This is a genomic window from Neisseria sp. HMSC070A01, assembly GCF_001810165.1.
Taxonomy (GTDB): domain Bacteria; phylum Pseudomonadota; class Gammaproteobacteria; order Burkholderiales; family Neisseriaceae; genus Neisseria.
In genome coordinates this window covers 186,070-200,625 of record NZ_KV800126.1, presented here as the reverse complement: position 1 = coordinate 200,625, position 14,556 = coordinate 186,070, and the positions used below count along the sequence as shown (strand labels likewise).

Sequence of the window (14,556 nt, the reverse complement as noted above, 5' to 3'; positions counted from 1 at the left end):
GCCTTTTGTTTTTTAGCTTGGATTACACCGACACGGCGGCTTTGATGTGCGGATGCGGATCATAGCCTTCCAGCTCGAAGTCTTCAAATTTGAAGGCAAACAAGTCTTTGATTTCAGGGTTGATTTTCATGGTCGGCAGGCTTCGGAAATCGCGGCTTAATTGTAGTCGGGCCTGCTCGATATGGTTGCTGTATAAATGGGCATCGCCAAACGTATGGATAAACTCACCGGCTTCCAGGCCGCACACTTGCGCCATCATCATGGTCAACAATGCGTAGCTGGCGATGTTGAACGGTACGCCAAGGAAGATATCGGCGCTGCGTTGGTAAAGCTGGCAGGACAGTTTGCCGTTGGCAACGTAAAACTGAAACAGCGCGTGGCAAGGCGGCAAAGCCATTTCATCGACCAAAGCGGGATTCCATGCGGACACAATCAGGCGGCGCGAGTCGGGATTTTTCTTAATTTGTTCCACCACATTGGCAATTTGGTCGATATGGCGGCCGTCAGGTGCGGGCCAGCTGCGCCATTGGTAGCCGTAAACCGGGCCTAAATCGCCGTTTTCGTCCGCCCACTCGTCCCAAATGGAAACGTTGTTCTCTTTCAGGTATTTGATGTTGGTATCGCCTTTGAGAAACCAAAGCAGCTCATGAATAATCGAGCGCAGATGCAGTTTTTTGGTTGTCAACAGCGGAAAGCCTTCACTTAAATCAAAACGCATTTGGTAACCGAACACGGAACGCGTGCCAGTGCCGGTACGGTCGGATTTGTCGATACCATTGTCGAGGACATGGCGCATAAGGTCGTGATAGGCTTTCATGGGTTTCCTTAATGTATGTGTTGTGGGAATTTGATGCATATTGTACCGAATTTTCAGACGGCCTGCCTCTCTGTCTGCAATGGGCTAACCCTTCCTCTAGACTTAGAGCATACCCATTAATAATGTTGACAATTTATCATTTGCTTACACGAAATTTTGAGCTAAATAAAATTTTTACAAAAAAATTTTGGAATTTTCTAGTTTAATTACTTAGAACTTTATAGCTTATTATTTTTAAATGTAAAATATAAACCATAATTTTTATTATAATTTAAAATATAATTCCATTTTTACAAATTGGTAAAAAAATAATGTCAACAATCTGGTCAAAATTTTTCTTGGCAAGTAAAATTTTTACAGCTATATTTCAAAACATAAATATTGAAACATCTCACTCAATAGGAGTTGAAAAATGACTGACCTGAACACCCTGTTTACCAATCTTAAACAACGCAACCCCAACCAAGAACCCTTCCACCAAGCCGTTGAAGAAGTGTTCATGAGTTTGGATCCGTTTTTGGCGAAAAACCCGAAATACACCCAACAAAGCCTGCTTGAGCGTATTGTTGAACCGGAACGCGTGATTATGTTCCGCGTCACTTGGATGGACGACAAAGGCCAAGTTCAAGTCAACCGCGGCTACCGTATTCAAATGAGCTCTGCCATCGGCCCTTACAAAGGCGGTTTGCGTTTCCACCCGACCGTCGATTTGGGCGTGTTGAAATTCCTCGCCTTTGAACAAGTCTTCAAAAACGCGCTGACCACCCTGCCTATGGGCGGCGGCAAAGGCGGTTCCGACTTCGACCCTAAAGGCAAATCCGATGCCGAAGTAATGCGCTTCTGCCAAGCCTTTATGACCGAACTCTACCGCCACATCGGTGCCGATACTGACGTTCCTGCCGGCGACATCGGCGTAGGCGGCCGCGAAATCGGCTATCTGTTCGGCCAATACAAAAAAATCCGCAACGAATTTGCTTCCGTCCTGACCGGCAAAGGCCTCGAATGGGGCGGCAGCCTGATTCGCCCTGAAGCCACCGGCTACGGCTGCGTGTATTTTGCCCAAGCCATGCTGGAAACACGCAATGACAGCATCGAAGGCAAACGCGTATTGATTTCCGGCTCCGGCAACGTGGCGCAATACGCTGCCGAAAAAGCCATCCAACTGGGTGCAAAAGTATTGACCGTTTCCGACTCCAACGGCTTTGTCCTCTTCCCTGACAGCGGCATGACCGAAGCGCAACTGGCCGCTTTGATCGAGCTGAAAGAAGTACGCCGCGAACGCGTGGCCACTTACGCCAAAGAACAAGGCCTGCAATACTTTGAAAACCAAAAACCGTGGAACATCGCGGCCGAAGTCGCCCTGCCTTGCGCCACCCAAAATGAATTGGACGCAGACGCTGCCAAAATCCTGCTGGCAAACGGTTGCTATGTGGTTGCCGAAGGTGCGAACATGCCGTCAACTTTAGGCGCGGTCGAACAATTTATCAAAGCCGGCATCCTCTACGCTCCGGGCAAAGCCTCCAACGCCGGCGGCGTAGCAACTTCAGGTTTGGAAATGAGCCAAAACGCCATCCGCCTGTCTTGGACTCGAGAAGAAGTCGACCAACGCCTGTTCGACATCATGCACAACATCCACGAATCCTGCCTGAAATACGGCAAAGTCGGCGACAAAGTGAACTACGTCAATGGTGCGAACATTGCCGGTTTCGTCAAAGTAGCCGATGCCATGTTGGCACAAGGTTTCTAAACCTCTATCCAGCCAAACCAAAGGCCGTCTGTTTTCAGACGGCCTTTTTCTTTTCATACAAACTTTATACGCCCAAATAACCTTCCCTGCTGGAAAGCCATCTTGCCAAATGTGCTTCGACGATTTCGGGGTTTTGTTCAATCAGCAAGGGGGCGATTTCGCGCGCCTGTTCCAAGAGGTGCAGGTCTTCTTCGAGATTGGCGAAGCGCAGCATGGGGACGCCGCTTTGGCGCGCGCCGAGAAATTCGCCGGGGCCGCGGATGTTGAGGTCTTGGCGGGCGATTTCAAAGCCGTCGGTGTGTTCGTAAATGACTTTCAACCGCGCTTTGGCGAGTTCGCTCAAGGGTTCGGCAAATAGGAGGACGCACACGCTTTCTGCCGCGCCGCGTCCTACCCGTCCGCGTAATTGGTGCAGCTGCGCCAAGCCCATGCGCTCGGCGTGTTCGATCACCATCAGGGCGGCGTTGGGTACATCTACGCCGACTTCGATGACGGTGGTGGCGACCAATACATTCAGACGACCTACGGCAAACTGAGCCATGACTTCGGCTTTTTCGGCGGCTTTCATGCGCCCGTGTACCAAGCCGATGTTGAGTTCGGGCAATGCCGCCTGAAGCTGGGCTAGGGTTTCAGTGGCGGTTTGCAGTTGCAGGGTTTCGCTTTCTTCAATCAGCGGGCAGACCCAGTATGCCTGCTGCCCTTTGCGGCAGATGTTGAGGACGAAGCCTTCGACTTCGGCGCGGCGGACATTGTTGACGAGGCGGGTTTTAATCGGGGTGCGTCCGGGCGGCAATTCGTCGATGACGGACACGTCCAAGTCGGCGAAGAAACTCATGGCGAGCGTGCGCGGGATGGGGGTGGCGGACATCATCAGCTGGTGGACGTCGCGTCCTTTGTTTTTGAGGGCGAGGCGTTGGGCGACGCCGAAGCGGTGTTGTTCGTCCACAATCACCAAGCCCAGATTTTGAAACTCGACGTCGTCTGAAAACAGGGCGTGCGTGCCGACGGCGATTTTGACGGTGCCGTCGGCAAGTTTGGCTTTGGCTTCGTCTTTGGCTTTTTTGCGCTGACTGCCGGAAAGCCAGACGACTTCAAGACCTAAAGGCTCAAGCCATTGTTTGAACTTGATAAAATGCTGTTCAGCAAGGATTTCGGTTGGTGCCATTACAGCCACCTGCGCGCCGGATTCAATGGCGGTCAGCGCGGACAAAGCAGCAACAATGGTTTTGCCGCTGCCGACATCGCCTTGCAGCAGGCGGTGCATGGGGTGGGTTTGCGCCATATCGTGGAGGATTTCGGAAACAACTTTTTCTTGTGCATCGGTCAGGGCAAACGGCAAAGCATGACGCAAGGCTTGAGTCAATGTGCCGTCGCCGCCCAATGACGTCGCCGTGCCGCTGACACGCTTCTGTCGCGCCAAGCGCATGGAAAGCTGTTGTGCCAAAAGTTCGTCAAATTTGAGCCGTTGCCATGCAGGCAGCGTGCCATCTGAAAGTTGATGAATAGTGAAACTCGGCGGCGGAGAGTGCAAAAGGCGCAGGCTTTCAGCGAGGTGTGGCAGTTTCAGACGGCCTAATAAAGCATCAGGCAAGGTGTCGTGCAGCGGCGTAACGTCCAAGGCCGTCTGAATAATACGGCGCAAAGTGGGCTGGTTCAAGCCGTTTACGGTCGGATAAATCGGCGTGAGGCTTTCCGCCAAACCGCTGCTCTCGGCATCGCGGATTTTAGGGTGAATCATCTCGTCGCCGTGAAACCCGTGTTTGATTTCACCCACGGCGCGGATGCGCTTGCCGACCGCCATCTGTTTCTGGTTGCTGGCGTAAAAGTGAATGAAGCGCAAAAAAAGGACGCTGCCGGAACCGTCGGCGATTTGGACAATCAACTGCTTGCGCGGTTTGAACGTGACTTCCTGATGGATGACCTCGCCCTCAACCTGACACGGCACACCGATCGGCGCGTCCTTAATCGGCATGATGTGCGTCTCGTCCTCGTAACGCAGCGGCAGGTGCAACACCAAATCCCATGCGGTATGGAGGTTGAGTTTCTCTAGCTTCTTAGCGGAAACATCGGTGATTTTGAGCTGTTTTTGGGTTTCGGGCGTCATCTTAAAAGGCAGCTGATTGAAAGTTTGCTGTATTTTATCCGAAAACAAAAAGGCCGTCTGAACGCAATGTTTCAGACGGCCTTCAAAGCTGAATACTTGAAACAAATTAATATTTGAAAATACGCCGGCTATCGAATCAACTTCAGCCATTGTTAGGAAACAGCTTTCAAAAAAGAAGGATATTCAACCCATACTTTTATCAGGAATTTAGCCAATAATGTTTACATACCCAATCATTATCCATTCTCTCTAGAAATGCCAATCCAATTTCAGTTTGACTGTCCGCGGTTCGCCATAGAAATTGTTTTGACCTCGCGTACGGTTGTAGTTATTTTCAAAATACGTCCTGTCAGCCAAGTTAGTTCCGATCAGGCTGATTCTGCCGTGTTTGTGAAAGTCATATTGAACAAAGCCATCTATAAGTCCGTAGCCTCCTTGGCGAATATTGTAAAGGCTACTTGTGCGACTTTGCGCGGATATTCCGCCGCCCAAGGTCAATTTAGTTTGAGGCAAGCGGTAGCTTGTACCGAGGCGGAACATATGTACCGGCGTGAAGTTACTGAAGTTATACGGGTCGGCAGTCGTATTTTTCTCCAACCGCTCCGCATTGACTTCTGCAGCATTTTTATACTTGCTTTTGTTATATGTGTAGCCAACAAAAATACGCCAGTTTTCCGACAATTCGCCAGCCAATTCAAGTTCTGCGCCGCTACTCTTAACCTTACCCACAGGTTTGGCGATGGTTTGGAATGAACCTCCGTTACTACTAGTATCAGGAACAAATCCAAAATCGACAACGGTACGGTTTTTCTGCTGTAAAACAAACAAGGCAAGCGAAGCATTCAGACGGCCTTGCAGGAACGACCCTTTCCAACCTATTTCATAGTTAGTCCCGATGAGTGGTGGAAGAACGGATTTGCTGGTTACATCAACGTTATCCTGTTGTTTAAAAATCTTAGTATAGCTGGCATACAAGCTTTGTTGCGGTGTCAGGTCGTAGGTAATGCCTGCATATGGCGTGAACCGATGACTTTGCATTTTTGAGGTGTAGTGTTCTTTGTCGATTTTGTTACTACTCTCAGTTTGAAATGCCGTAGCAGGCTGGCCGTAGCGTACAGGCATTTCTTTGGTTTGTGTGGTTTCATAGCGCGTATAGTGCATACCGCCCAAGAGATGCAGACGGTTGGTTGCATTAAAGCGGGTGCTGACAGTCAAAGAATGTGTTTTATTCGTGTTAAGGTATTTCGAATAATTGTATAACGCCGGAACATGATCATCTGCAACCTGAACAGTTTTCCACAGCGGTATTTTCAGATATTGGTTTGCCCATTTCAAATTTCCCTCTTCATCCCGCTCCTGTATTTTGTTTCCATTTGCATCCAATTCGTAAACAGGATCTTGCACCATTACGCGTTCACCATTGTCGTTGACTGTCCAGACAGGCTTGCCCTCCGCATCCAAACGGGGAGTATATTTGGTAATATGCGCGCCACTGCATTCCGGCACATAGATTTTGTTATTACCTTTTTCGTTATAAATATGCCAATCTGGTTCGGCAATACCTTTTTCTAAAGGATTACGCTCCGGTCCATCGGGATGAATACCGCAACTGCCTGCACCTGCATAACCTTGAGGACGGACAAAATAACGGTTTTGATAGATTTCCGTATAAGCAGAACGGATTTTTTCATTGTTATACGCATAGCCGACAAAGAAATCATGTTCACGTCCAAGCAGGCGGTAGTTACCTGTCAGATCCAGCTTAAAGCCCCATTGCACATCGTGTTTGGTATAGTGCAACGGCATGAAGTTGTAACGGCGGTTGTATGTGCGGCGAAGATTGTATGCTGAGTCGTATAGACGGTTGGGAAACAGGCCTTCTGCATTGTTAACAATGCCTTGCTTTGCAAGCTCCTTATCAACAAACTCTTTTTTATCTACTTCTACACCCGGATCCTGCCAGTCGTTGCACAGGAAATCCAAACCAATGTCCTGCATACATTGATCAAAACCTGCCCGACGTGCTGCCGCCCTTTGGGAGCGATATTGTTCAAAAGCAGATGCATCGAAATGATGGGCAACGTAATCTGCTTTTTTCTCTTCATATGTTTTAGTGACGCCATCACGATATTCTTTTAATTTTGCCAATGCCTTGTCTTTAGGCTCAAAAGGAATAACCTCTCCCTTTTCGGTTAAGAAACCCGTTGCCTCAGATGCTGAAATACCTGCCGCGTGTTCGTTTTTCAGAAAAAATTGTCCGACTTTGGCATCTGAATCGTTACGCGTATAAGAAATTTCGGCATTAAGTTGCCATCCATTGTCAAAGACATGTTTGAAACCGGAAAAAATATTGTATTTATCAGCATTCAGGCGTGACCATGAGGTTTCACCCAAATAAGTTTTACGTGGCAATTTCAAAGGATTGTTACAGGCAGGACTGGAGCTGAAGGCCGCAGTTTTTTGATCCTCACAAGGTAAAATCACGCCGGCAAAATCGGGAATGTCTTTATTTTTCTGATAAGTGCCGCCCAATGTCAGCATACTGTTATCACTCAAATCCGTATCGATCACGCCATAAACCATGTCTTTCTTGTTCCATACACCCTCTTTAAAAGAACGGTGGTCCTCATGAACACCAACCAGCCTACCGCGTACCGTATGTTCATTATTCAAGCTTCCAGATACATCCAAAGCCAAACGCTTGCTGCCCCTATGGTCAGTGCTGATTTCACCGGTATGCTTAAACAAAGCTGTTGGCCGCTTACGGATTAAATTAATGGTTCCACCTGGTTCGGAATTGGATTGAGTAAGACCGGTTGCACCTCTGACAACCTCAATGTGATCATAAACAGCAAGGTCTGTGCTCGGAGAGACATCAATTTTTGCCGTATAGCCCGAACGTCCAGACACATTAGTGGTAATACCGTCTTCACCAATCTGATCAACATAGAAACCACGAGACAAAAAACGAGTTTGTAGACCCGAATCGCGAACCACGTTGATTCCCGTAGTGTTTTTCATTGCCTCTTCTAAAGAATATATTGCTTTATCATCTAGCTGCCGACGCGTCATTACGCTCACCGACTGCGGCGTATCCTTGCCTGAAATACGCAAGCCAGTCGCCGTTGCCATCGTTCCGATTGTATAAGACTGACTGCGCTCGGTATTCCTTTGTGCCTGCCGTTTGCCGCTGACCTTGACCGTATCCATATCTACATGTTCCACTTCTTGATGTCCCGTATCTGCAAAAACAGTTTGGCAAGGCAGCACTAATAACAAACAAATTGTTTTCATTTGAAAATCAGGTTTCACAACTATTTCCTTAATTAATAGAATCTACTTGCTGGATAAATTTCAATATGTTGATTTTAAATGGTATATAAACCCATTAAATTAAAATATTATCGTAATGATAAACGGTATCATTATATACTTATTACATTAATATATGAACTTTTTATTATAGATTTTTCTTATGTCCTAATTTTCAAATAAAAAAGGCCGTCTGAACGCAATGTTTCAGACGGCCTTAATTTAGATATAACGCGATTAAGCGTTAGCTTCCTGTTGTTGTTGGTAGATTGCTTCGAAGTTGATCGGAGCAAGCAGTACAGGTGGGAAGCCGGCGCGGGTTACGCTGTTGGAAATGGCTTCGCGTGCGTAAGGGAACAGGATGTTCGGACAAGCAACGCCCAGCAGCAGTTGTACGTCTTCTTCAGGAATGTTTTCCAGACGGAAGATGCCGCTTTGGGTAACTTCGTTCAAGAACATGGTACGCTCTTCATTCAGTTTGGCAGTCACGGTAACGGTAACGTCAACGCTGTAGAAACCGTCTTCCAGTTTGGTGTTGCCGGTAGAAACGCGCATATCCACTTCAGGCTCGCCTTGTTCCAAGAAGATTTGTGGTGCGTGAGGCACTTCCAAAGACAAGTCTTTTACATACAGACGCTCAACGCTGAATACGGGTTGCAATTCTTCGCTCATTTTATTTTCCTAAGTTAAGGGTTAAGGATTCAGTAATTCGTCCAACTTGCCTTCCTGCTGCAAGCGGTACAAATCGGTAAAGCCACCGACATGGGTGTCGCCGATAAAAATCTGCGGCACGCTGCGCTGGCCGGAAAGCTGCTGCATTTCGGCAAAAACTTCCGGATTGCCGTCGATGCGGATTTCGTTGATTTCTTTCACGCCTACCGCCTGCAACAGCCTTTTCGCCATGGTGCAGTACGGACAATACGGACCAGTATAAACAGTAACGGTTTGCATGATTTCTTCCAAAATACCAATGTTCATGACTATATGGGCATAAGCGTTATTTTACAAGTGTTCCCGCCGTACGGTTGTAAAAAACATTCAGACGGCCTCTTGGCATAAACATTTGTGCAGATGCGGAAAACCCATAATTAAAGTATGATAAGCGCTTTCGATGAATGACTTTTGCCATTTGTTTTTTTGAAGAAGAACACTTCGCAAAAGTTTTTCTATTCAAAATCAGGTATCCCCATGCTTTCAGGAATCCCCATCCCCAAGGACGCCGTGCGTCCGCCCGAAACCGTCCTCGTCAACATCACGCCGCAAGAAACGCGTGTGGCCGTTTTGGAAGAGAACAATATCTGCGAGCTGCACATCGAGCGCAACAGCGGCCACAGTTTGGTCGGCAATATTTATTTGGGCGTCGTCAAACGCGTCCTCCCCGGCATGCAAAGCGCGTTCATCGATATCGGCTTGGAACGCGCCGCGTTTTTGCACATCGTCGACGTCCTCGAACAACGCCGCAATCCGGACGAAACCCAACGCATCGAACACATGCTCTTTGAAGGCCAGTCCGTCTTGGTTCAGGTCATCAAAGACCCCATCAATACCAAAGGCGCGCGGCTTTCCACCCAAATCTCACTGGCCGGCCGTTTCCTCGTCCATCTTCCGCAAGAAGACCACATCGGCATTTCCCAACGCATTGAGGACGATGCCGAACGCAGCAGCCTGAGGGAGCGCCTCAACAACCTGCTGCCCGAAAACGCCTGCCACGGCTACATCATCCGTACCAACGCTGAAAACGCTTCCGATGCCCAGCTGCAATCAGACATCAACTATCTGACCAAAGTGTGGGAACACATTCAAAAACAGGCAAAAATCCAGCCGCCCGAAACCTTGCTCTATCAAGATTTGCCTTTGAGCCTGCGCGTTTTGCGCGATATGTTCAGCCTCGATACGCACAAAATCCTGGTCGATTCCACCGAAAACCACCGCCGCATGACCCAGTTTGCCGAACAATACGTTCAAGGCGCATTGGGCAGAATCGAGCTATTCAAAGGCGAACGCCCCCTATTTGAAACCCACAACATCGAGCAGGAAATCGCCCGCGCCCTGCAACCGCGCGTCAACCTCAACTTCGGCAGCTACCTCATCATCGAGTCCACCGAAGCCATGACCACCATCGATGTCAACACCGGCGGCTTTGTCGGCGCGCGTAATTTTGATGAAACCATCTTCCGCACCAACCTCGAAGCCTGCCACACCATCGCCCGCGAACTTCGCCTGCGTAATCTCGGCGGCATCATCATCATCGACTTCATCGATATGGCACAGGAAGTCCACCGCGAAGCCGTCCTGCAAGAGCTTGCCAAAGCCCTGAGTTTCGACCGCACCCGCGTCACCCTCAACGGCTTTACCAGCCTGGGCCTTGTCGAACTGACCCGCAAACGCTCGCGTGAAAACTTAAGCCAAATCCTCTGCGAACCCTGCCCTTCCTGCCAAGGCCGAGGCCGTCTGAAAACACCGCAAACCGTGTGCTACGAAATCCAACGCGAAATCGTCCGCGAAGCGCGCCGCTACGATGTCCAGGCCTTCCGCATTTTGGCCGCTCCAAATGTCATCGACTTGTTCTTAGACGAAGAATCTCAATCGCTGGCAATGTTGATAGACTTTATCGGCAAACCGATTTCGCTGGCAGTCGAAACCGCCTACACGCAGGAACAATACGATATTGTGTTGCTGTAAAGATAAAAGGCCGTCTGAAAACTTTTCAGACGGCCTTCTTGTTTGAGCAAATAAAGATTACGGTTTCACTACTTTACCGTTGATTTTGACGGAAGTCAGTTTCAGGTTGTAGGTTTTGCCGTCATCGGTATAGCTGATTTGTGCCGGGATATTGTCGATATCGGAAGCAAACGAGTAAGTAACGGTATCGTCGCCGCGGCGGACGCGATATTTGCTCACAGGCGTTGTACCGCCGTTCAGTTTATAGCTTTCGTTGCCGATTTTGTTCATGCTGCCGACAGTGTACAGTTTTTTACCGTTGGTAATTTTCAAACCTGACGGCAGGCGCACGTCATTGGCGGCCAGTTGCCATGCCAAAGTGAACAAGTCCATGGCCGGGCCGGATTTTTCGGTTTTCAAATCACCTGCTTTGCCGTAAGTGATGTTGCCGCCGGAGAATTTGGCCTCGGCATACACTTTGCCGCCGCGTACATCTTTGTAGTAAGACGGATTCAAGGTTGTGCCGTTAATGCTGCCGCCGGATTCAAAGCGGATATTGTAAAGCGGCACTTTGATGGTAGAGACGATTTTGTATTGGTTGCCGCTGCGTGTGAAGGTCATGGTCGCAGGAATACCGTAGCTGCCTGAGTATTGCAAAACGGCAGATTGCGGCAATTCAGCGGCTTGCGCGCCGACGGAGGCTGTGAGCAGGGAAAGTGTCAGCAGGGTTGTTTTAATCGGATTCATAATGTTTTCCTTGTGTGTATGGTGTTTCAATCAAGCCAGCAGGCTTTGACCGGCGGCATTGCGTTGTGCATTCAAAACGCGGTTGCCTTCGATTTTCAGACGGCCTGCAACAAAATCGGCAACGGCTTGCGGGAAAAGCCGGTGTTCAACCGTCAGCACGCGTGCGGCAACGTCGTCGGCAGTATCACCGTCCAAAATAGGCACAATGCCTTGCGAAATAATCGGGCCGCAATCCAGCTCAGGGGTTACGAAATGGATGGTGCAGCCTGCCACTCGGCAACCTGCTTCCAATGCGCGTTCGTGGGTATGCAAACCGGTGAAAGAAGGCAGGATGGACGGATGGATATTGATCAGGCGGTTTTCATAATGGGCGCAGAATTCCGGAGTCAAAATGCGCATAAAGCCCGCCAATACAACCAAATCGGGTTGATAGGCATCGATTTTTTCCATCATGGCCTGATCAAATGCCAGACGCGAGTCGAAGTTTTTATGGTTCAAACTGTCGGTGGCTATACCGCGCTCTGCCGCCCATGCCAATCCGGCTGCGGTCTCGTTGTTGCTCAATACGGCTGCAATGTTGGCATTGGGAATATCGGCATTCACAATCGCCTGCATATTGCTGCCGCGTCCGGAAATAAGGATGACGATATTTTTCATCATAATTCCTTGTTGGTTTGGAACAAAGGCCGTCTGAAACGGAATTTTTTCAGACGGCCTTTTATCCGTTGTTTAAGGGCGTAAGCCTTGATTCGGATTATTGAACTTTTTGTACGTCAACTTGTACTGGTTGTTGTGCGGCAGCGTCAGGTGCGCCGACTTTAACCAGTTTTACGTCGAATACCAAAGTGGCGTTCGGGCCGATTTTATCGCCGGCGCCCACTTCGCGGTAAGCCAATTTAGCCGGGATGTAGAATGTTGCTTCGCCGCCTTCTTTCAAGAGTTGGATACCTTCAGTCCAACCTGGAATCACTTGACTTACAGGGAAGCTGACTGGGCCGCCGTTGGCTTTGCTGCTGTCAAATACGGTACCATCAATCAGACGGCCTTCATATTCAACGGTAACCATATCGTCTTTAGTCGGTTTTTTACCTTCGCCTTCTTTGGTAATTTTGTATTGCAGACCGGAAGCGCTGGTTTTCACGCCTTCTTTAGTCGCGTTTTCTTTCAAGAACGCTTCGCCTTTTTCCAAGTTTGCTTTGGCATCTTCAGCACGTTTGGCAGCCGCTTTTTCTTGTTGCTCTTGCAGGAATTTCATCATCACTTCCTGAGCTTGGGCTTCAGTCATTTTGACTTCTTTGCCTTCAAACATGGCTTCCATGGCTTCGGTGAAGACTTTCAAATCGATTTCTGTGCCTTGGTCTTTCATTTGTTTCAATGAACGGCCGATGTCCACACCCATTGCGTAGCTGGCTTGTTGGGCAGTAGAACCGATGGCGGAAGCATCTGCAGTCGCATTTGAAGCTGCGGAAGCAGCAGGGGCATCTTTGGCGGCAGTGTCTTTTTGTTGGTTGCAAGCAGTCATCGCCAACAGAGCAGACAAAGCCAATGCGCTGAATTTGAAAGTTTTGTTCATGATTATGTCTTTTCCGGAAAGGTCAAAAAAGGGGATTATAGCTGAGTTTGATTGAAATGGAATCAAGGTGGATTAAAATTTGTAAAGGCTCTTATTAAAAACATCAAGGCCGTCTGAAAACAGGTTTCAGACGGCCTTGTCTTAGCTATCGGTCAACCGATTAATACCAACCGCGCAGTTTCATTGCTTTCTCAACACGACGGATACTCATCATGTAAGAAGCGGTACGCAGGTCAACATCGTATTCTTGAGCCAAGTTCCAAATATCGCGGAACGCACGGCGCAGAACCACGGTTTCTTTCTCTTGAACTTCGTCAAACTCCCAGTAGTAGCCTTGCAGGTTTTGTACCCATTCGAAATAAGATACAACCACGCCGCCGCAGTTTGCCAAAATGTCAGGAACAACCAATACGCCGTTTTGACGCAGGATAACGTCGGCTTCAGGAGTAGTCGGGCCGTTTGCGCCTTCAACCACGATTTTCGCGCGGACTTTGCCTGCATTTTCGGAAGTCAATTGATTTTCCAATGCACAAGGGGCGAGTACGTCCACATCCAAAGCCAGAAGTTCGGCATTGCTGATTTCTTTGCCGTAACCGGCTTCGTTGGTGATGAAGCCTTTTTCTTGGTATTCTTTGAACAGCGCTTCCATATCCAAGCCGTTTTCGTTGTAGATGGCAACGTCAACAGTAGATACGGCAACGACTTTCGCACCGGATTTGTGTGCATAGTAACCGGTGTGGTAGCCCACGTTACCGAAACCTTGAATGGCGTAAGTGGCACCTTTCACGTCTTTACCCAGTTTTTCCAAAGCTTGGACGGCGGCGAAGTTTACGCCGTAACCGGTGGCTTCGGTACGCGCCAAAGAGCCGCCGAACTCAACCGGTTTACCGGTGAATACGCCCGGTGCGGAATGTTTTACCACGTTTTCATAGGCATCAACCATCCAAGACATGATTTTGCCGTTGGTGTTCACATCTGGGGCGGGAATGTCGATTTTCTCGCCGATCAGCGGAGAAATGGCTTCGGAATAAGCGCGGGCAATGCGTTCCAATTCTGCTTCGGAATAATTGCGCGGATCCAAAGTGATGCCGCCTTTGCCGCCGCCGTAAGGAATACCGGCTACGCAACATTTGATGGTCATCCAAATAGACAGGGCTTTGACTTCGTCCAGATTCACATTGGGATGGAAGCGCACGCCGCCTTTGTAAGGGCCGACGGCGTTATTGTGTTGGGAACGGTAACCGGTGAAATTTTCTACTGTACCGTTGTCGAGTTTGACAGGGAAGTTCACTTCCAAAACACGTTGCGGCTTTTTCAAGATTTCAAATACTGCCGGGTCGGCATTCAGGCGATCGCAGGCAATTTTTACTTGTTTTTGTGCAATTTCAAACGGATTCAGTGTTTCTTTAACAGCAGATGCGGACATGTATTTTTCCTTTTCATACACATGATTAGACGAGAGCCATACTTGTTACTATATACAAAAACGGGAAAAAATGTAATAGCATGTAGTCAATAAAAAGCAAATCCATTCATTTATATATGAATTTAGTTTGAGGCCGTCTGAAAATATGGACGCCTTGACTCAAAATTTT

At 48.6% G+C, this 14,556-nt stretch carries 11 protein-coding genes; 2 read left to right on the top strand and 9 right to left on the bottom strand.

Going from position 1 to position 14,556, the window contains the following annotated elements; genetic code table 11:
* Window positions 1–22: 22 nt before the first annotated feature.
* Window positions 23–817 (bottom strand): thymidylate synthase, encoded by a 795-nt coding sequence (locus tag HMPREF2711_RS09445; protein ID WP_003745852.1) that lies wholly within the window; start codon window positions 815–817, stop codon window positions 23–25.
* Between the two features lie 412 nt (window positions 818–1,229).
* Between HMPREF2711_RS09445 and gdhA the strand changes: the two genes are divergently transcribed.
* Complete coding sequence (gene gdhA / locus HMPREF2711_RS09440; RefSeq protein WP_003745850.1) at window positions 1,230–2,564, top strand: NADP-specific glutamate dehydrogenase; 1,335 nt, start codon at window positions 1,230–1,232, stop codon at window positions 2,562–2,564.
* Between the two features lie 64 nt (window positions 2,565–2,628).
* Here the strand turns inward: gdhA and recG are convergent, their stop codons facing one another.
* The 4 genes from recG to grxC form a co-directional block, all read right to left on the bottom strand.
* The gene (gene recG, locus HMPREF2711_RS09435; protein ID WP_036493777.1) at window positions 2,629–4,668 is read right to left on the bottom strand and encodes an ATP-dependent DNA helicase RecG; all 2,040 of its coding nucleotides are present in this window, start codon (window positions 4,666–4,668) and stop codon (window positions 2,629–2,631) included.
* Between the two features lie 249 nt (window positions 4,669–4,917).
* Window positions 4,918–7,962, bottom strand: coding sequence for a TonB-dependent siderophore receptor (locus HMPREF2711_RS09430; protein WP_036493548.1), 3,045 nt, complete (start codon window positions 7,960–7,962; stop codon window positions 4,918–4,920).
* A gap of 255 nt (window positions 7,963–8,217) precedes the next feature.
* Entirely contained in the window at window positions 8,218–8,652 is a 435-nt protein-coding gene (secB, locus tag HMPREF2711_RS09425) for a protein-export chaperone SecB (protein WP_003745844.1), read from the bottom strand.
* 21 nt (window positions 8,653–8,673) lie between these two features.
* Window positions 8,674–8,931 carry a glutaredoxin 3 gene (grxC, locus tag HMPREF2711_RS09420; protein WP_003684090.1) on the bottom strand — a complete coding sequence of 86 codons (258 nt, stop codon included), beginning with the start codon at window positions 8,929–8,931 and terminating at the stop codon, window positions 8,674–8,676.
* 237 nt (window positions 8,932–9,168) lie between these two features.
* Between grxC and HMPREF2711_RS09415 the strand changes: the two genes are divergently transcribed.
* Entirely contained in the window at window positions 9,169–10,662 is a 1,494-nt protein-coding gene (locus tag HMPREF2711_RS09415; protein WP_003745843.1) for an Rne/Rng family ribonuclease, read from the top strand.
* 57 nt (window positions 10,663–10,719) lie between these two features.
* On the opposite strand, the gene HMPREF2711_RS09410 is transcribed toward HMPREF2711_RS09415, so the two are convergent.
* From HMPREF2711_RS09410 to HMPREF2711_RS09395, 4 genes are all read right to left on the bottom strand, one after another.
* Window positions 10,720–11,388, bottom strand: coding sequence for a DUF3108 domain-containing protein (locus HMPREF2711_RS09410; RefSeq protein WP_036493544.1), 669 nt, complete (start codon window positions 11,386–11,388; stop codon window positions 10,720–10,722).
* Window positions 11,389–11,418: 30 nt separating this feature from the next.
* Complete coding sequence (purN, locus tag HMPREF2711_RS09405) at window positions 11,419–12,045, bottom strand: phosphoribosylglycinamide formyltransferase (protein ID WP_003745839.1); 627 nt, start codon at window positions 12,043–12,045, stop codon at window positions 11,419–11,421.
* Window positions 12,046–12,142: 97 nt separating this feature from the next.
* Window positions 12,143–12,961 (bottom strand): FKBP-type peptidyl-prolyl cis-trans isomerase, encoded by an 819-nt coding sequence (locus HMPREF2711_RS09400; RefSeq protein WP_003745836.1) that lies wholly within the window; start codon window positions 12,959–12,961, stop codon window positions 12,143–12,145.
* Window positions 12,962–13,121: 160 nt separating this feature from the next.
* The gene (locus tag HMPREF2711_RS09395; RefSeq protein ID WP_003745834.1) at window positions 13,122–14,387 is read right to left on the bottom strand and encodes a Glu/Leu/Phe/Val family dehydrogenase; all 1,266 of its coding nucleotides are present in this window, start codon (window positions 14,385–14,387) and stop codon (window positions 13,122–13,124) included.
* Window positions 14,388–14,556 lie beyond the last annotated feature (169 nt).

Bases quoted from the DNA above. Each gene is read 5' to 3' on its own strand.
- HMPREF2711_RS09395 (WP_003745834.1), bottom strand. From the start codon at position 14,387: ATGTCCGCATCTGCTGTTAAAGAAACACTGAATCCGTTTGAAATTGCA.
- HMPREF2711_RS09415 (WP_003745843.1), top strand. From the start codon at position 9,169: ATGCTTTCAGGAATCCCCATCCCCAAGGACGCCGTGCGTCCGCCCGAA.
- HMPREF2711_RS09400 (WP_003745836.1), bottom strand. From the start codon at position 12,961: ATGAACAAAACTTTCAAATTCAGCGCATTGGCTTTGTCTGCTCTGTTG.
- HMPREF2711_RS09430 (WP_036493548.1), bottom strand. From the start codon at position 7,962: ATGAAAACAATTTGTTTGTTATTAGTGCTGCCTTGCCAAACTGTTTTT.
- gdhA (WP_003745850.1), top strand. From the start codon at position 1,230: ATGACTGACCTGAACACCCTGTTTACCAATCTTAAACAACGCAACCCC.
- HMPREF2711_RS09445 (WP_003745852.1), bottom strand. From the start codon at position 817: ATGAAAGCCTATCACGACCTTATGCGCCATGTCCTCGACAATGGTATC.
- recG (WP_036493777.1), bottom strand. From the start codon at position 4,668: ATGACGCCCGAAACCCAAAAACAGCTCAAAATCACCGATGTTTCCGCT.
- HMPREF2711_RS09410 (WP_036493544.1), bottom strand. From the start codon at position 11,388: ATGAATCCGATTAAAACAACCCTGCTGACACTTTCCCTGCTCACAGCC.
- purN (WP_003745839.1), bottom strand. From the start codon at position 12,045: ATGAAAAATATCGTCATCCTTATTTCCGGACGCGGCAGCAATATGCAG.
- grxC (WP_003684090.1), bottom strand. From the start codon at position 8,931: ATGCAAACCGTTACTGTTTATACTGGTCCGTATTGTCCGTACTGCACC.
- secB (WP_003745844.1), bottom strand. From the start codon at position 8,652: ATGAGCGAAGAATTGCAACCCGTATTCAGCGTTGAGCGTCTGTATGTA.